This is a genomic window from Kribbella aluminosa, from assembly GCF_017876295.1.
GTDB classification, from domain to species: Bacteria; Actinomycetota; Actinomycetes; order Propionibacteriales; family Kribbellaceae; genus Kribbella; species Kribbella aluminosa.
The window spans coordinates 3269698-3286616 of sequence record NZ_JAGINT010000001.1; the positions used below are offsets into that span (position 1 = coordinate 3269698).

Here is a 16919-nt window from a genome sequence, read left to right on the forward strand (position 1 = left end):
CGACGCTCCGGGGAACTAGTTCTTGCTCTTGGCGGCCAGCGACTCGGCGGTCCCGACCAGCATCACGGACGAGATCACCGCGACGACGAAGCCGATGATGTTCAGCTCGAAGATGCCGCCGGTGCCGAGGATGCTCGCGATCGTGCCGCCGATCACCGAGCCGGCCAGGCCGAGCAGCAGCGTGGCGAGCAGGCCGAGCTTCTGCTTGCCGGGGGTGAACAACCGGGCGAGTGCACCGATGATGAGACCGGCGATGATGAAGCCGAACATGGCTGGGATCCTCCGAGGTGTCGAACGGTAGGCCTCAAGTCTCCCGGCGGAACGCCGTCGGCGGCAGTGGAGTTTTCCCTGACCGGACCCGGACCCGACCCTGGCCCTTGCGACGCGGCGGTCAGGAGCCGGCGGTCGTGGTGAACAGCGGGCTGTTCGGGATCAGCCGCGGCACACCACCGAGGCGACTGAGTACGGCGGCGCCGAGTTGGCCGGCCGCGCGTTCGTCTTCGTTGAGCAGCGCCTTGTACCCGGCGCGGCAGGCGGTTCGGGGGCCGAGGATCTCGACGTACAGCTCGATGTCCGGCAGCTCCGGTGATGCCTTGAGAGTGCTCGCGGTGCCGCGTGCGCAGCGGATCAGGGTCTGCCGGCTGCGGTCCGCGCTGACCTTGAGCAGCAGTTGGTCCGCGAGCGCCTTGGCGACGAAGTACTGCGCACTCGACGTCCGGTCCTGGAGATAGCGCACACTCGCGGTCTCGCGCAGGTTGTCGGTCAGCGCGCAGATCGCCCACTGCGGCGGCAGCGTGACAACCTGGGACTTCGGCACGTACGCCGGGATGCCGGGCAGCTCGGCGGAGATGCTGTTGTTCACCGCGATCAGCGCGTTCCGCGACGCCGCGTCCTGCGGGTTCGCGGACGGCGCGGCGATCAGCCGGCTGCTGAAGTCCGCGTCCGGTACGACGACGACCGTCATGCCGCCGGTGTTCTTGAGCAGCAGCGACGTGCGGCTCGGGTCGGTGCTGGCGGCCAGCTGCACGCCGTCCGCCTCTGACACCGGCGGCAGCGGCTCGGTGGACTGGCCGCAGTCGGCCGCGGGTTTCTGCGCCGCCGAGGGCAACGGGGCGACGATCGACGGCGTCGACGGCGCGGGCACGTCAGAACCGTTCGCCGCCGAGCATCCGGCGACGAGCAACACCACAGAGGGCAGGATTGCCCGACCACGCACCATCACGACGTACCCCCTGAAATCCCGAGCCCTGGTCCCCACCCGCTCGGCTGCCTACGTCTCCAACAATACTGTCCGAGCGCGGCCGTAGTCTCGCCTCGTGACTGTTCATCAGCTGTCGAGACGCGACGCCAGGCGGTTGGCCGTGCGCGCGCAGCTGCTCACCCGCGAGCGGCCGGCCGACCTTTTCGACGTGGTCCGCGGGCTGAATGCGGTGCAGCTCGACCAGACGCCGTACGTCGCTCCGAATGCGGACCTGGTGGCCTGGAGCCGGCTCGGTTCGTCGTACGACCCCGGCGAGCTGGCCGATGCGCTCGCATCGCTGGAGCTGCTGGAGCTGCGCGGGTTCGTCCGGCTGCCGGAGACGCTGGCGTTGTACAGCGCGGAGATGGCCGCGTGGCCGGCCGACGGCGAGCCGCTCGACTGGCAGGAGTACCGCCACGACTGGGTCCGGGCGAACGAGGGCTGCCGCATCGACATCCTCGAGCGGCTCCGCCAGGACGGCCCGCTGGTGATGCGCGAGCTGCCCGACACCTGCGTGCAGCCGTGGAAGTCGAGCGGCTGGACGAACAACCGGAACGTGTCGAAGCTGCTGGAGTTCATGATGCAGCGCGGCGAGGTGGCGATCGCCGGTCGCGAGGGCCGGGACCGCCTCTGGGACTTGGCATCCCGGGTCTACCCCGACGATCCGCCGGTGCCGCTCGCCGAGGCGGTCCGGACCCGGAACCGGCAGCGCCTGAAGTCGATGGGCCTGCTGCGGGCGACAGGCCCGGTCTGCCCGGGCGAGCCGCTGGACGCCGGCGAGGCGGGGGAGCCGGCAGTCGTGGACGGCGTCCGCGGCGAGTGGCGGGTCGACCCGGAGCTGCTCGACCAGCCGTTCACCGGCCGGACGGCGATCATCTCGCCGCTCGACCGGTTGGTGTACGACCGCAAGCGGCTGACCGAGATCTTCGAGTTCGACTACCAGCTCGAGATGTACAAACCGGTCGCGAAACGGCGCTGGGGGTACTTCGCGCTGCCGATCCTGCACAACGACCGCCTGGTCGGGAAGCTCGACGCGATGTCCGACCGCAAGGCCGGCATCTTCCGCGTCGACGCGATCCACGAGGACGAGCCGTTCTCGAAGACCCTGACCGCCACCGTCCACCGCGAGATCCGCGACCTGGCGAAGTGGCTGCGGTTGGAGCTGGTCATCGGCTGAGACCTGCCGCAGGATCCGTCGTACCTCGGCCGCCTCGGGTGAGCCGTACGTCCCGAATCGTTGCAGCGCCTCGCCGGTGCGTGGTGTCTCCCCGCGCCTCGCGGAAGACCCGGTGTGCTCGCGCCACACCGAGCAGCGAGCTGGTCTCCTAGTGGATGGCCAGGGCCTGCTCGCCGGAGTCGATCGTGGCGTCGGTCCGGCCGAGGGCGAGGTGAATGCGCGCGAGGTCGACGTACGCGTCGCCCTCGCGCAGCCGGTACGTGCCTGCAGCCAGGAGGATCGCTCCCCGGGCCAGTGACTCGGCCAGCGCCAGAGAGGATTCCGCCAGCTCGACCAGCGCGAGCCCGGGTACGGCATGCGCCCGGTGCTCACGGAGCAGGTCCGAGTCGGTCAGCGCCAGCACCTGCTCGAACTCGTTCCGCGCAGACCTGGCATCGCGGAGCTGCAGGTGTCTTACAGAGCAGGTGTGGCGGCGTCTTGATCCCTGGGTCGGCGCCGCACCGAACCATCCGTGCTCAATGCGAGGCTACGGCTGATTGAGCTTCCTGAATGAGATCCTCGGCATCCGCACAGACGAAACTGTCGTCCCAGACCACTCTGGCTGTCGACAGCCTCAGCGCGATCTCACATCTCCGATGTCACCGCCAATCTGCAGCTTGTTGCAATGCTGCGGCATAGCGAACCGTCTGCGTGGACACATAGATTCGAACCACCAGTCGGAGGGGTGAGATTTTATCTCCGATGCATGGAGGAAATCATGCGCCCCAGACGCGCCGCCGCCGCGTTCGCCTTCGTTGCCGCGCTATTGTGCGGATCAATCGCAGCCGTACCTACGTCAGTTGCTGCACCGTACAGCGATCCGGCCAACGTCAGCACTGTTCATGTCGAGTCCAGCTCTGCACCTCAGTACCGGTCGTCAATCGACCTCAAGTTCGACCAACCTATCTCCGTGCAGGCTGCCAATGGCTACGCGAATCAGCTGGCCGATTCGCTCCGCCCTGTCAAGGCCGCTCCGCAGCTCGGTCCGGAATACATCTCCTGCGGTGGAAGTGGGAAGTGGTCGGACACCAACGGAAGTCTCACTCTGCAATACACGTGCTCCACTGTCGATCGCCTTGCCTGGAGCTACGCGATCTCCGCCGCGGTCAAGGCGATCATTGTCAGCAACATCAACGAGCAGGGATTGGACTGGTGGGTCAACGGTGTGAAGAAGCCCAGGAATGCCCCGCACCCCAGCGTCCCCAAAGAATACCTTCTCCACGGTACGATGAGTGGAGCGACAACTGGAACCCAGGTAGACTACCAAGACTATATTACCTTCCGTCATAACCTCGGCGGCGGTGGGACGGGCTCTATTACGTGGGCCGGACGGGTTCACACGCTGGAGGACTAGTTTCAGTGGATTTTCTTCAAACGGCGCTGCAGTTGGTGCTCCGGGATCTCCGGAGTACCAACGGCATTGCTTTACGTCTTCTGGATGAGCCGTCGTCGAGCGATCCGGAGTATGAATCGATGGTGATGCTGTCCAGCAGCAAGTCGCGGACCGGTCTGCTTGCTCCCCTCGATATGGAACAGCCCGAACGGGTGGTTCACGTGGCCGACCAGGTGCAAGAGTTTGTTCACGAGGAGCTGAATTGGCTTGGCCTGCCTGTTGTCTGGCCGGAATGTCCAGAACATCCGGGGTCGCACCCACTCACGCCGATCCTGGTAGCGGACAAGCCTTCTTGGCAGTGCCCGAGGTCCGGTCACACCATCAGCGCCATCGGCGAGCTTTAGTGCACGGACCCGACAGATCGTCCTGTACTCCAGCCGTAGATCGTGACCTTTTTCGGCGTCGGCAGTTGCAGAGTCGGGCGCGGTGAGGTGGCGGATTTCGTTGCAGGTATGGGGGATCAGCTGGTCGTTGGCGGTCGGCGTGGCAGCGGTAGGCCAGCTCGCCGGTGCACACCCCACCGCGTGGGTGGATGGCGTAGCTCGCGGCCGTACGTAGGTCCGGGTTGGGGAGGGTATTGTGCGCCGAATCGGACGTGTGAATCGACAAAGTCCGGCTGTAGTACTAGGCCGAGCCGCCGTTGCTTTTCAGGAGTTGGCCGTTGACCCATTGGCCTTGGGGGGAGAGGAGGAAGTCGACGAGGTTGGCGGTGTCGGTGGGGGTGCCGAGGCGGCCCTAGTGGGGTGGCTTCGGTGCAGGCGGTGCGGAGGTCGGGGGACATCCAGCCGGTGTCGATCGGGCCGGGGTTGATCACGTTCGCGGTCAGGCCGAGGTCGGACAGTTCCTGGGCGGCGGCCAGCGTGATGCGGTCCAGCGCGCCCTTGCTCGCGCCGTACGGGAGGTTGTGGACCGTGTGGTCGCTCGTCAGCGCCACGATCCGGCCGCTGCCGTGCGGTACGGCGAACCTCGCGGCGTACTCGCGGATCAGCAGCCAGGTCGCCCGCGCGTTCACGGCGAAGTGCCGGTCGAAGCTCTCGACGGTGGTGTCGCGAATGCTGGAGTCGACGCTCTCGCAGTGACACATCACCAGCGCGGTCACCGGCCCCAGCCGGTCCTCCGCGGCGGCGAAGATCCGCTCCGGCGCGCCCGGATCCGCCAGGTCCGCCTCGATCGGTACGGCGGTCACGCCGAGGCCGGTCAGCTCCGCGGTGATCTCCGCGGTGGCGCCGTCCTGCACGCCCCACTTCATCCGTTCGTCGTACGCCGTCCAGTACGTGAACGCGACGTCCCACCCGGACTCGGCGAGACGGCGGGCGATGCCCGCGCCGATCCCGACTGTACGGCCGACTCCGGTGACAAGCGCGACAGGTCGTTCGAGCATGCGGGCGATCCTGCTCGATCCCGCGGCGGACGGCAATCGAATTGCCGGACCTCAGATGACGATGAGTGGCAGGCCAGGATCGAGCTTACGGAGGTCCTCAGGGTCGGACGTCACGACTGGACAATGACCAAGGTGTTGGGCGCAGATCGCAACGCACGCATCGACCACATCGGCGGTGCCGCTGCGGCCCAGCAGAGCACCGATCTCAAGAGCCGCCGGGTAGTCGAGCCCTGCGAAGCGCAGGTACGAGTCGGCAAGGAACCGCCTCAGGTTGGCCTGACGTCCGCCTTCCCGGACGACCTGAGCGACGACAGGCGTCGGGATGACGACAGACGCCTCGCGGGCGCGGGCCGCGCGGAGGAGTTCCTGAATCTTCCCCGAGCGGCGCTCGACTGCGATCAACGCTCCGGAGTCGAGCACGAGTGCCTTGTTCACGCGGCGCTGTCGCCTCTGGCGTTCTTGGCTTGCTCGGCGAACACCCGCTCCAACTCCTGGTCGGCCCATGCTCTGTCTTCCGCAGCGGGCGCGCCGCGATCGGCGTCCCACTCGGCGAACAAGGTGTCCATGACAACTCCCGGGGCGAGGCGAGATGCGATGTACGACGACACCGACCTCGCTTCGCCGCGATCCACGGCGGCCTTGATCGTCTCGATCAGGTCCTCTGGAAGGGTGATCGAGATCTGACGCGTTTTACTCATGATTCCATCATAGGGGACTTTGGCCATCGACCACGGTTGCAGCCTGAATCCGTGGAGGCCGGCCCGCCGACCTCCGACAAACTCACCGGGCTACACGCTGAGGTTCTACATCTTCTGGGTCGGCTCTCCGCCGGGATGCACGATGTGTGCGTCCGGGCCTGGGAAGAACAGCGTGTCGGTGTCGGTGTCCGTCCAGTGCACGCGGTACGGCGGTGCGCCGTTCGGGTCGGGCACTTCGACGATCTGCCCCTCACGCCGATGGGCCGCCAAATGACTGCTTTCAACGACAACCTGGTCGCCAGCTACCGCTTTCACCACACCCACCTCCTTCACTACCCAGCTTGATCCCGCAGGGCGTCGGACACCACCCCTCGCGGTCAGTTCGGGAGGGTGATGGTGGCGGTGGTGCCGCCGGTGGGGGCCGAGGTGAGCGTGATGGTGCCGTGGTGGGCGCGGGTGATCTCGCGGGCGATGGACAGGCCTAGGCCGGAGCCGCCGCTGGCCCGGGAGCGGCTGGTGTCGAGGCGGACGAAGCGTTCGAAGACGCGCTGCCGGTCCGCTTCGGGGATCCCGTCGCCGTCGTCCTCGACCGTGATGACCGCGGCGCCGTCCCTCTCGGCGGTCGTCAGCCGGACCGTACTGTGCGCGGCCCGGGCGGCGTTGTCGACGAGGTTCCGCAGTACCTGACCCAACCGGCCCGGATCGCCGGTCACCCGCACCGGGTGCACGTCGCCCTTGACCGTCAGTTCGGGCTTCGAGCTGCGGAGCCGTTTGATCTCCGCCTCGACCAGGTCGTCCAGGTCGACATCGGTCTGCCGCATCCGGATGCCGCGGTCGTCGGCTTTCGCGAGCAGCAGCAGGTCCTCGACGAGTTGCCGCATCCGGTCGGTCTCGGTCTCCATCACCTGCCGCAGCTCGCGCCACGCCTTCCCGGTGGTGTCCGCATCGATCACCTCGAGCGCGGCGGTGAGCGTGGCGAGCGGCGAACGCAGTTCGTGGCTGGCGTCCGCGACGAACGCCCGCTGGGTGGTCTGCCCGGTCTCGAGCCGGTCGAGCATCTCGTTCATCGTGACCGCCAGCCGGGCGATCTCGTCCCGCGTCTGCGGTACCGGGACCCGCTCGGTCAGGTCCCGGCTGCCGATGCCCTGCACCCGCGAGCGGATCCGCTCCACCGGCCGCAGCGCCTGCCCGATCATCAGCCACCCGGCCACCCCGACCACGAACAGCAGCACCGGGAACCCGATCAGCAGGTATTGCGTCACGGTCGACACCGTCTGCCGCTGGGTCTCCACCGACGACGCGACCACCACCGTGTACGTCGTCCCGTGGTAGGCCGCGCCCTCCGCCACGATCAGGAACGAGTGGTCGTCGTCGATCAGCGGCATCGCGCCGACCTGGGCCCGCAGCAGCGCGCCGGCCGGCGGGCGGAGATCGGTGAGCGGCGAGTTGCCGACCCGGGACGAGGAGGCGGCGACGATCTTCCCGTTCGGATCCAGCACCTGAATGAGCTGGCTGGCTCGGGTGGTGTTGGCCAAGTCGTGCCCGAGCCCCTTGGTGCCCTCGGTACTGACCTGGCGGGCGACGTCCGCGACCCGGCCGTCGGCGGCGTCGGACACCTCGGTGATCAGTGCCCGCTGCAGGAGCAGCAGCAGCGCGGCGGCGCCGATCAGCAGCGCGACGGCCACCACGATCACGGCAGCAGCGGTCGACCGGCTCCGCACACTGGCCTGTCGCAGGCCACTGGCGGTCCGGTACCACCCGTCAACGCGACGTCGCACGACCGTGCTCACCCCACCAGTTTCGCAGGTCCGTCCTCAGAAGGCTCTCAGCGCGGCTCTGTGGCCGTCAGCCGCCTTCCGGGTTGAGCCGGTAGCCCATCCCGCGAATGGTCTCGATGGCGTGCCGCGCGAACGGCGTGTCGATCTTCTTCCGCAGGTAGCGGACGTACACCTCGACCACGTTCGGGTCGCCGTCGAACGCCGGATCCCAGACGTTCTGCAGGATCTCGGTCTTGCTGACGGTGTCGCCGCGGTGCCGCATCAGGAACTCCAGCAGCCCGTACTCCCGCGGCGTGAGCGTGATCTCCCGCCCGTTCCGCTCCACCCGCCGCCGGGCGACGTCCAGCGACAGGTCGCCGGCGATCAGTACGACGGGACGCTCCGGGCCGCCGCGCCGGATCAGCGCGCGCAACCGGGCGACCAGTACCAGGAAGCTGAACGGCTTCGTCAGGTAGTCGTCGGCGCCCAGGTCGAACGCGTCGGTCTGGTCGTACTCGCCGTCCTTCGCGGTCAGCATCAGCACCGGCGTCCAGATCCCGCGGGCCCGGAGCAGCTCCAGCACGCGGTACCCGTTCAGCTTCGGCAGCATGATGTCCAGCACGATCACGTCGTAACTGTGCTCGGTCGCCGCCCAGACCGCGTTCTCGCCGTCGTGCACCAACTCGACCACGAACCCGGCGTCGGTCAGCCCGCGGTGGACCGTGTCGGCCAGCCGCAGTTCGTCCTCGACCATCAGCACTCGCATCCACACAGTGTCACCGCAGGGGGCTGAGAATCCGCTGAGGGTTCCCGGATTGACGCCGGTGACGGCCCCGCCTAGCGTTGTCGAAGCGCTTCGACACTCTCTCTGGAGGCCGGCAACCATGAAGTTCACCGACGGGTACTGGCAGCTGCGACCGGGGTTCGCCCGCCTGCGGCCGGCCGCGGTCGAGAGCGTCGAGGCGGGGACCGCGAGCTGACCGTGTACGCGCCCGCTCGGCGGATCGAGCGCCGCGGCGACACCCTCAACCAGCCGCTGTTCACGATCACGTTCGGTTCCCCGGCCCGCGGGGTGATCGGCGTCCGGATCGCGCATCACGTCGGCGGCGCGCCCGCGCGTCCGGCGTACCGGCTGAACACCGACGACCAGCATCCGGTGAAAGTGGAGGTCGGTCCCGCCGAGGCGCGGCTGACCTCGGGCGAGCTGAGCGTCGTGGTCGGGCTCGACGGGGCGTGGGACGTCCGCTTCGAGCAGGACGGGCGCGAGTTGACGAACTCGGGGGAGCGGAGCGTCGGCCTGGTCACCGACGCCGACGGCCGGCGGTACGTCCACGAGCAGCTCGCGCTGGGCGTCGGCGAGACGATCTACGGCCTCGGCGAGCGGTTCGGGCCGCTCGTGAAGAATGGTCAGATTGTCGACAGTTGGAATGCAGACGGCGGTACGTCGAGCGAGCAGGCGTACAAGAACGTCCCGTTCTACCTGAGCAGCAAGGGATATGGCGTACTTGTCGACAATCCTGCGATGGTCTCGTTCGAGGTCGGCTCGGAGGTCACGTCCCGCAACCAGTTCAGCGTCGAGGGCGAACAGCTCCAGTACTACGTGTTCGCCGGCCCGACCCCGAAGGACGTACTGCGCCGCTACACGGGCCTCACCGGTCGCCCGGCGCGGGTGCCCGCGTGGTCGATGGGTTGTGGCTGTCGACCTCGTTCACCACGGACTACACCGAGGAGACGATCGGCTCGTTCGTCGACGGAATGGCGGAGCGCGACCTGCCGCTGAGCGTCTTCCACTTCGACTGCTTCTGGATGCGCCAGTTCCACTGGTGTGACTTCCTCTGGGACCCGGTCGCTTTCCCCGACCCGGCCGGCATGCTGCGCAGGCTGAAGGACCGCGGGCTGCGGATCAGCGCGTGGATCAACCCGTACATCGCGCAGCGCTCGGTGCTGTTCGAGGAGGGCCGTCGGCTCGGGTACCTGCTGATGCGCCCGGACGGCTCGGTCTGGCAGTGGGACATGTGGCAGGCCGGGATGGCGATCGTCGACTTCACCAACCCGGACGCGACCGCCTGGTTCCGCTCGAAGCTCCAGGCGCTGATCGACATCGGCGTCGACTGCTTCAAGACCGACTTCGGCGAACGCATCCCGACCGAGGACGTCGCCTGGTACGACGGCTCCGACCCGGAGCGGATGCACAACTACTACGCACAGCTCTACAACGCGGCCGTCTTCGACCTGCTGGAGGAGAACCGCGGCGCCGGCGAGGCAGTACTGTTCGCGAGATCGGCGACGGCCGGCGGCCAGCAGTTCCCGGTGCATTGGGGCGGCGACTGCGAGTCGACGTTCGAGGCGATGGCCGAGTCGCTCCGCGGCGGCCTGTCCCTGGCGGCGTCCGGCTTCGGCTACTGGAGCCACGACATCGGCGGCTTCGAGGGCACCCCCGACCCGGCGATCTTCAAGCGCTGGGTCGCCTTCGGCCTCCTCTCGTCCCACTCCCGCCTGCACGGCTCCTCGTCGTACCGCGTCCCGTGGGCGTTCGACGACGAGGCGGTCGACGTCCTCCGCAAGTTCACCAAGCTGAAACTGTCGTTGATGCCGTACCTGATGACGGCGGCCGAGGAGGCGCACCGCGACGGCGTACCGATGATGCGCCCGATGATCCTGGAGTTCCCGAACGACCCGGCAACCGCCTACCTGGACCGCCAGTACATGCTCGGCCCCGACCTCCTGGTCGCCCCCGTAATGAGCGCCGACGGCGAAGTCTCGTTCTACCTACCCGCCGGCCGCTGGACCTCGCTCCTGACCGGCGAGACGTTGACCGGCCCCACCTGGGTCCACCAGACCCACGCCTTCGAGACCCTCCCTCTCTTCGCCCGCGAAGGCGCCGTAATCCCCTTCGGCACAACCGACAACCACCCCGAATACGACTGGTCGAACAACGTCGACCTCCACTGGTACGCCCCCTCGAACGGCACCACAGTCACCCTCCCGTCCGGAGCCGTGATCGAGCTCAACTACCAAGACGGCGAAGCACAGTCCCGCGTCCTCAAAGGCTCCTGCGAGAACTACACGGTCAAGACCTGCTGAGCGACCAGTCCGCCCGGTTCGCGATCCGGCCACGGGTTATCGCAGGTACGACGTGGGTGTGGCTCGCGACGCGCACCTCGTACGTCTGCTGCGCGAGGGCAACTTCCCGAGGACGATCATCCGCGCCGCCCCCGACGAGATGCACTCCTCGCCGGTCGGCCGGCCCGAACGCGTAGACCCTCCAGCACAACGCCGGCCGCAGAGAAGACCGCATAAAGGGTGGGCAGCCGCGCCGGCTTCCAGGCGTGCGCAGACGTGTTCGTGGCGCCAGTGGGCCTATACGTACTGTCGAGCTGCAGTTCGCCGGCGATCGAGATGAGGTGGTCCGAGGGCGGCACGTGCAGGGTGCTCAGCAGTTCACCGTGCAGAGGATCGTCCAGGCGTAGCTCGATGGTGGCGGCTCGGTCGCCGTGGTTGGCGACCTGCGCCTGGTACTGCGCCGGCTCGAGCATGATGGTGTCGAACGCCAGCCAGGCTTGGGGTTCAAGAGAGATGACCGCGTCGCCGCGTTCGGGGGTCGCGGTGGTCAGTGTGGTTGCGCAGTACTCGTCGAAGCTCGTTGCGGTGAGGTGGTCGAGCGTCCGTGGCGGTATCCGTTCGCCGGTGACGCTGAGGGTGGCGGTCAGCCGGAGGTCCGTGCACGAACGGCCGACCATGACGCTGTGCCGCGCCGACTCGACGCAGTGCCGATCACGCGTCACGTCCCAGAAGCCGAGGTCCCGGGCGGCGATGGTCAGCTCCACCTGGGCGCTCTCGCCGGGAAGCAGCGACACCCGCCGGAACCCGCGCAGTTGCCGTAGCGGTTGCTTCACCCGTGAACGCTGCTGATGCGTGTAGAGCTGCACGACTTCGGTGCCGGGGCGATCCCCGGTGTTGGTGACGGTGCAGGTCACCCGGACCTCGCCGTCCGCCGGGATCGACGAGGTACTCAGCCGCAGGTCGCCGTACTCGAAGGTCGTGTAGCTCAGGCCGAAGCCGAACGGGTACAGCGGTGTCCCGCGGTAGTAGAGGTACGTCGCGTCCGTCCCGATGATGTCGTAGTCGAGCAGGTCGGGAAGGTCCGCGGCGGAGTGGTACCAGGTCTGCGTCAGCCGGCCCGCGGGATCGGCGTCGCCGAACAGTACGTCGGCCAGCGCCCGGCCGTACTCCTGCCCGCCGTGCGCCGACCAGAGAATCGCCGGCAACTGCTGCTGCGCCCAGCCCACCGCGAACGGGTAGCTGCTGCTCAGCACCAGGACCGTGCGCGAATTGGCCGCGTGGACCCGTCGGACCAGGCGGTCCTGCGCCGCCGGGAGGTCGAGGCTGGTCCGGTCCTCCGTCTCGCGACCGTTCACCAACGGGTGGTTGCCGGCAACAACGATCGCGACGTCGGCCCGGGCCGCGAGCTCCGCCGCCCGGGCCGCCCCGTCCAGCAGCACCTCGAGCTCGAACGTCGTCCCGTGGTCATCCAGCTCGACGGCAGCATTGTCGACCGACAGGTACCGGCCGCTGTGCAGGTGCTGGAGCAGGACACCGGCCGCCGTGTCGACGAACCGGAAGGTCTGCTTGACCTCCCAGCCGCTCGGGCCGCACTGGTCGGCGACGAGTTCGTCGTCGGTGAACGTCAGGTGCCACCCGTTGTGCACAGAGCGCAGCGCACATGCGCCACCGCCCCAGTCGAAGAGATCGAACTGCCGCGCGGTCCCGTCCTCCTCCGCGGCCCGCAGTACGGCGTCCGGCCCGATGGTCAGGTACGACGACGTACCGGCGACGCGGAGTGCGATCCGGTCGACGCCCTCGCAGTACTCGACCCGATCGCTGCCGAGGCGCTCGACGATGCCGTCCAGCGCCGTCACCTGGTAGGGCAGCGTGCCGGCATACCAGTCCGCCGAGACGATGCCGGCCAGTGGACCGACCACGGCGATGCGGGTGATCGCGGCAGCCGTGATCGGCAGCACCTGGCATTCGTTCTTCAGCAGCACGATCGCCTGGCGGGCAGCGTCCTGGGCGAGCTGCCGATGCGCGGGGCAGTTGACCAGATCCGGCTCGGGCGAGCGGTACGGGTCGAGCTCGGGCGGGTCGAACTCGCCCAGCCGGAACCGGAGCGTCAGGATTCGCCGTACCGCCGCGTCGAGGTCCGCGGGGGTCAGCAGGCCGCGGTCGAGCGCGTCGGTGACCCGTTCGATCGTCGGCGCGGAGTCGGTGCCGTCCTGGGTGAAGCTGTCCACGCCGGCTCTGATCGCGGCCGCGTACGCCGACGGGCCGTCGGGCAGATACTGCTGCAGCCCGAAGAGATTGGCCGGCGCGTAGGCGTCACTCACGACCAGCAGCTCCGTCGTGGACCAGGCGCGGAGTACGTCGTTGATCAGCGGGCTGAGGTGCGTGGGCCGTCCGTTCACCAGGTTGTACGACGGCATCACCGCGACCGCGGCACCGGACTCGATCGGCTCGCGGTAGGCCGGCAGTTCGTAGTCGTGCAGCACTCGTGGTGGAAGGTTGCTCGAGGTGGTGCACCGGTCGGTCTCGTTGTTGTAGGCAAGGAAGTGCTTCAGGGTCGGCGCGGTCTTCAGGTACGTCGGATCGTCGCCGGCCAGGCCGCGGGCGTAGGCGGTGGCGATGGTCCCGGTCAGCCAGGGGTCCTCGGCGTACCCCTCCTCGTTGCGGCCCCAGCGCGGGTCGCGCAGCGGGTTCACGACCGGGGCCCAGACGTTCAGGCCGACCTCGACCGGATCCTTGTGGTGGAAGACGCGGACCTCGTCGCCGACCGCGGAGCCGACGGCGCGGACCAGGTCCGGATCCCAGCTTGTGGCCAGGCCGATCGCCTGCGGGAAGACCGTCGCCGGCCCGCGCCAGGCCACGCCGTGCAGGGCCTCTGTGCCGGTGCGGAACGTCGACAGGCCGAGTCGTTCGACGGCTCCCTGGTACTGGTGCAGCAACGCAGTCTTCTCGGCCGGGCGGAGCCGGGCGAGCAGGTCCTCGACCCGTTCGCCGAGCGGCAAGGCGGGGTCGCGGAACGGGAGCTGCGGCGCTGGAGTGCTCATCGGCGATCGACTCCATGGACGGTCTGTGTCGAAGCGCTTCGACGACTGAGCAACTGATCGAAGCGCTTCGACAAGGGCGTGAACAGAGGGTTGCATTCCGCGCACGCGAGGTCAAGAGCGGGCGGGGGTTCATCAGGGCCGGGGGAGGCGACCTTGGGTCAGGGGGGAGAGGGCCTGGGCGGTGGCGCCCAGGGGAGTGGCGGTTTGGGGGAACGAGGAGACCGCGAGGCGGCAGCCGCCCGCGTCCGGGGCGATGGTGGCGTCGCGGAGTGCCTTGTCGACGGCGGGGACGAGTTGGTCGGCCAGCAGGGCGTACGCGCCGCCCAGGACGACTACCTCCGGGTTGAGTGTGTTGACCAGCGCGGCGATCCCGTGGCCGAGGTGGCTGCCGGCCTCGGCCAGGACCTTGGTGACGGTCGCATCGGCGGCCTGCGCGCGCTGGATCAGCTGGTCGAGCTGGAGCTGCGGATCGCCCTCGTCGAGGCCGTCGATGCGGGACAGGATGGCGGGCAGACTCGCCAGGGCCTCGAGGCAGCCGCGCCGTCCACAGCCACACGCCGGCCCGTCCGCGACGAGCCGGAGATGGCCGATCTCCCCGACGTACCCACGATGACCGGAGAGCGGGCGGCCGTCGGCGATGATGCCCGCGCCGACGCCGGTGTCGCCGGTGACCTGGATCAGGTTCGCCGTGCCCGCGAGCGGGCCGTACAGGTGCTCGGCCAGCACCGCCAGCGAGGCGTCGTTGTCGACGGTCACCGGAATGTCCGGCCGCCCGAGCGCGGACGCGAGCTCGGCGCGCAACGGCACGTCGCGCCACCCGAGCCCGGCGGCCAGTACGACGGCGCCGTCGCGGTCGACCAGACCGGGTACGCCGACCGAGATCCCCAGCACCTGCCGCCCGGACGCCTGCACGGTCGTGATCGCGCGGCGGGCCAGTGCGGCCAGCGCGGAGATCGTCCGGCCGGGCCCGGCGTTGCCGCCCGGCCCGGCGCGATGCCAGCGCAGCACCTGCTCGCCGGCGGCGTCGCATCCGAGCGCGGTCAGCCCGCGTCCGCTCACCTCGAGGCCGATCGTCGCGTACGCCGACCCGTCGAGGACGAGCAACGTCGCGGGCCGTCCGACGTGGTTCTGGGTCTGCTGGGTCTCACGGACCAGCCGGCGGTCGAGCAGGTCGCCGACGATGCTCGTCACGGTCGCCTTGTTCAGACCCGTCCCGGCCGCGATCGCAGCCCGCGAACAGGGCGCCGCGCGGCGCAGGTGGCCCAGCACCGCGGCCAGGTTGGTGGCGCGGATATCGGTGTGATCCGCCGTCTGTGTGCTCAAGGCCCGTCCTGTCGAAAGAAAGTTCTGGCTCAGTTCTACACCTTGTCGCGCTGTCCGCTGTGCGTTAATTTGTTTGGCTACTAGCCCAACTAAGTCTAGGGGATGCGACGTGACCGGACCAGTGATCGGCGGCGCCAGCCGCCGGACCTTCATCTCCCTGCTCGGCGCCGGTGCGGCGGCGGCCGCGGGCGGGGTCACCCTGACCGGCTGCTCGAACGGCAAGGCGGCGACGACGTCCGGCCGGGCCGAGACCGAGGACAAGCTGGCCGGGCTGCTGCCGAAGTACGTCGGGTACGAGCCGGTGCAGCCGGACCTGCCCGGCCAGTACGGCGCATCGCCGGGTTTCTCGCACTATCCGGCCGAGCTGAAGCGGGCAGTGCCGGGCACGATGGTGCCGAGCGGCAAGGAAGTGTCGGCGATGACGCCGCTGTGGAGCCCGATCCCGCCCGGCCTCGGGAACAACTCGTACTACGACGCGAACAACGCGCGGATCGGTGCGCCGGTCCGGTTCAACATCCTGAACGGCAACGACTACGGCGACAAGCTCGGCCCGATCCTTGCCGCCGGCAACGTCCCGGAGCTGCTCTGCATCCCGGGCTGGAACATCGCCGGCCTGACCCGGTTCGGCCAGGCCGCGGACAAGCTGTTCGAGGACCTCACGCCGTACCTGGCCGGCGACAAGGCGGCGGCGTACCCGATGCTGGCCAACCTGCCGACCCGGGCCTGGGCGTACGGCGTCTGGAACAACCAGCTGAAGGCGGTGCCGTTCCCGTCGGACGGCTTCCCGTGGATGATGATGTACCGCAAGGACGTCTTCGACCAGCTCGGCGCGCGGCCGCCGAAGACCGCCGACGAGCTGCTGGCGCTGGGCAAGCAGCTGACCGACGCGAAGGCGGGCCGGTGGGCGTTCGGCTCGGTCGCCGACGAGGTGGCGCGGATGTTCGGGGCGCCGAGCAGCTGGCGCAAGGACTCCAGCGGCAAGCTGGTCCATAAGATCGAGACGCCGGAGTACGCGGAGTCGGTGGCGTTCGTCCGGCAGCTCTTCCAGTCGGGCTACGTGCACCCGGAGGTGGTCGCGAACGCCGGCGCCGACGAGAACGCGCTGTTCGAGGGCGGCAAGTTCCTGATCCGGCAGAACGGCCTGGGTGGCTGGCACGAGTCGCTGCAGCGGCAGCAGACTGTCAACCCGAAGTTCGACCCGCAGCCGGTGCTGCCGTTCGCTCACGACGGCGGTACGCCGATCACCTGGGGCGGCGAGCCGGCCGGCATCTTCACGTTCGTCAAGAAGGGGGTCGGCGCGGACCGGGTGAAGGAGTTGCTCGGCGTCCTGAACTACACGTCGGCGCCGTTCGGGACCGAGGAGTACGTGCTCTACAACTACGGGGTCGAGGGCAAGCACTACGTGAAGCAGCCGTCCGGTGCGCCGAAGCTGACTCCGCTGGGACAGAAGGAGGTCTCGCAGACGTACATCTTCCTGGGCGGCCGGCCGACGGCGATCACCGAGAGCGAGTACCCGGGGTACGTGCAGTCGATGAGTACCTGGCAGAACGCGGCCGCGAAGGTCCGGGAGAAGCTCCTGTTCGACGGGATCCGGGTCGAGCAGCCGGCCAAGATGGCGGCGCTGAACCAGCCGTTCGACGACGCCCTGCAGGACATCTTCCGCGGCCGCAAGCCGATCGGCGAGCTGAAGGCCGCCGTCAAGCAGTGGCAGGACAACGGCGGCAACGAAGGCCGCGACTTCTACGCCAAGGTCCTCAGTGACAACGGTCGGTAGGGTCCGGGTCCGGGGCGCCGCCCGGGTCGCCAC

The 16919-nt window shown here is 68.7% G+C and carries 17 protein-coding genes; 6 read left to right on the forward strand and 11 right to left on the reverse strand.

What is annotated here, in order from left to right:
- Window positions 1-15: 15 nt before the first annotated feature.
- On the reverse strand, window positions 16-270 hold the full coding sequence (locus JOF29_RS15660; protein ID WP_209694928.1) for a GlsB/YeaQ/YmgE family stress response membrane protein: 255 nt from the start codon (window positions 268-270) through the stop codon (window positions 16-18).
- Between the two features lie 121 nt (window positions 271-391).
- Window positions 392-1189: a hypothetical protein gene (locus JOF29_RS15665; protein WP_209694929.1), complete on the reverse strand. Its 798-nt coding sequence runs from the start codon at window positions 1187-1189 to the stop codon at window positions 392-394.
- 127 nt (window positions 1190-1316) lie between these two features.
- Here JOF29_RS15665 and JOF29_RS15670 point away from each other — a divergent pair, with 127 nt between their 5' ends.
- Window positions 1317-2417, forward strand: a complete 1101-nt coding sequence (locus JOF29_RS15670) for a DNA glycosylase AlkZ-like family protein (protein WP_209694930.1) — start codon at window positions 1317-1319, stop codon at window positions 2415-2417.
- 148 nt (window positions 2418-2565) lie between these two features.
- Here the strand turns inward: JOF29_RS15670 and JOF29_RS15675 are convergent, their stop codons facing one another.
- On the reverse strand, window positions 2566-2820 hold the full coding sequence (locus tag JOF29_RS15675; RefSeq protein ID WP_209694931.1) for a hypothetical protein: 255 nt from the start codon (window positions 2818-2820) through the stop codon (window positions 2566-2568).
- Window positions 2821-3162: 342 nt separating this feature from the next.
- Here JOF29_RS15675 and JOF29_RS15680 point away from each other — a divergent pair, with 342 nt between their 5' ends.
- Both JOF29_RS15680 and JOF29_RS15685 read left to right on the forward strand, forming a co-directional pair.
- Window positions 3163-3810: a hypothetical protein gene (locus JOF29_RS15680; RefSeq protein WP_209694932.1), complete on the forward strand. Its 648-nt coding sequence runs from the start codon at window positions 3163-3165 to the stop codon at window positions 3808-3810.
- A gap of 5 nt (window positions 3811-3815) precedes the next feature.
- Entirely contained in the window at window positions 3816-4193 is a 378-nt protein-coding gene (locus JOF29_RS15685; protein ID WP_209694933.1) for a hypothetical protein, read from the forward strand.
- A 116-nt stretch (window positions 4194-4309) separates the two neighbouring features.
- Here JOF29_RS15685 and JOF29_RS15690 read toward each other — a convergent pair whose 3' ends face one another.
- From JOF29_RS15690 to JOF29_RS15715, 6 genes are all read right to left on the reverse strand, one after another.
- The gene (locus tag JOF29_RS15690) at window positions 4310-5230 is read right to left on the reverse strand and encodes an SDR family oxidoreductase (RefSeq protein ID WP_245357612.1); all 921 of its coding nucleotides are present in this window, start codon (window positions 5228-5230) and stop codon (window positions 4310-4312) included.
- Window positions 5231-5281: 51 nt separating this feature from the next.
- Window positions 5282-5632, reverse strand: a complete 351-nt coding sequence (locus tag JOF29_RS15695; protein WP_209694934.1) for a type II toxin-antitoxin system VapC family toxin — start codon at window positions 5630-5632, stop codon at window positions 5282-5284.
- A 29-nt stretch (window positions 5633-5661) separates the two neighbouring features.
- Window positions 5662-5928, reverse strand: coding sequence for a hypothetical protein (locus JOF29_RS15700; protein WP_209694935.1), 267 nt, complete (start codon window positions 5926-5928; stop codon window positions 5662-5664).
- A gap of 105 nt (window positions 5929-6033) precedes the next feature.
- On the reverse strand, window positions 6034-6246 hold the full coding sequence (locus JOF29_RS44510) for a DUF1918 domain-containing protein (RefSeq protein ID WP_307863365.1): 213 nt from the start codon (window positions 6244-6246) through the stop codon (window positions 6034-6036).
- 59 nt (window positions 6247-6305) lie between these two features.
- The gene (locus JOF29_RS45320; protein ID WP_372446331.1) at window positions 6306-7313 is read right to left on the reverse strand and encodes a sensor histidine kinase; all 1008 of its coding nucleotides are present in this window, start codon (window positions 7311-7313) and stop codon (window positions 6306-6308) included.
- Between the two features lie 460 nt (window positions 7314-7773).
- Window positions 7774-8451, reverse strand: coding sequence for a response regulator transcription factor (locus JOF29_RS15715; RefSeq protein ID WP_209694937.1), 678 nt, complete (start codon window positions 8449-8451; stop codon window positions 7774-7776).
- A gap of 216 nt (window positions 8452-8667) precedes the next feature.
- Here JOF29_RS15715 and JOF29_RS45325 point away from each other — a divergent pair, with 216 nt between their 5' ends.
- Both JOF29_RS45325 and yicI read left to right on the forward strand, forming a co-directional pair.
- A complete protein-coding gene (locus JOF29_RS45325; RefSeq protein ID WP_307863366.1) occupies window positions 8668-9465 on the forward strand; it encodes a hypothetical protein in 798 nt (265 codons plus the stop codon).
- Window positions 9363-10769 (forward strand): alpha-xylosidase, encoded by a 1407-nt coding sequence (gene yicI / locus JOF29_RS43135; protein WP_307863367.1) that lies wholly within the window; start codon window positions 9363-9365, stop codon window positions 10767-10769. The genes JOF29_RS45325 and yicI overlap by 103 nt, the downstream gene beginning before the upstream one ends.
- 116 nt (window positions 10770-10885) lie before the next feature.
- Here yicI and JOF29_RS15725 read toward each other — a convergent pair whose 3' ends face one another.
- The gene (locus tag JOF29_RS15725) at window positions 10886-13789 is read right to left on the reverse strand and encodes a glycoside hydrolase family 3 C-terminal domain-containing protein (RefSeq protein WP_209694938.1); all 2904 of its coding nucleotides are present in this window, start codon (window positions 13787-13789) and stop codon (window positions 10886-10888) included.
- A 132-nt stretch (window positions 13790-13921) separates the two neighbouring features.
- Complete coding sequence (locus JOF29_RS15730) at window positions 13922-15112, reverse strand: ROK family transcriptional regulator (protein ID WP_209694939.1); 1191 nt, start codon at window positions 15110-15112, stop codon at window positions 13922-13924.
- A 109-nt stretch (window positions 15113-15221) separates the two neighbouring features.
- Here JOF29_RS15730 and JOF29_RS15735 point away from each other — a divergent pair, with 109 nt between their 5' ends.
- Window positions 15222-16886 (forward strand): extracellular solute-binding protein, encoded by a 1665-nt coding sequence (locus JOF29_RS15735; RefSeq protein ID WP_209694940.1) that lies wholly within the window; start codon window positions 15222-15224, stop codon window positions 16884-16886.
- Window positions 16887-16919: the final 33 nt, after the last annotated feature.

Coding starts and splice junctions, on each gene's coding strand:
- JOF29_RS45320 (WP_372446331.1), bottom strand. CDS start 7,313: ATGCCGCTGATCGACGACGACCACTCGTTCCTGATCGTGGCGGAGGGC.
- JOF29_RS15700 (WP_209694935.1), bottom strand. CDS start 5,928: ATGAGTAAAACGCGTCAGATCTCGATCACCCTTCCAGAGGACCTGATC.
- JOF29_RS15680 (WP_209694932.1), top strand. CDS start 3,163: ATGGAGGAAATCATGCGCCCCAGACGCGCCGCCGCCGCGTTCGCCTTC.
- JOF29_RS15690 (WP_245357612.1), bottom strand. CDS start 5,230: ATGCTCGAACGACCTGTCGCGCTTGTCACCGGAGTCGGCCGTACAGTC.
- JOF29_RS15660 (WP_209694928.1), bottom strand. CDS start 270: ATGTTCGGCTTCATCATCGCCGGTCTCATCATCGGTGCACTCGCCCGG.
- JOF29_RS15715 (WP_209694937.1), bottom strand. CDS start 8,451: ATGCGAGTGCTGATGGTCGAGGACGAACTGCGGCTGGCCGACACGGTC.
- JOF29_RS15725 (WP_209694938.1), bottom strand. CDS start 13,789: ATGAGCACTCCAGCGCCGCAGCTCCCGTTCCGCGACCCCGCCTTGCCG.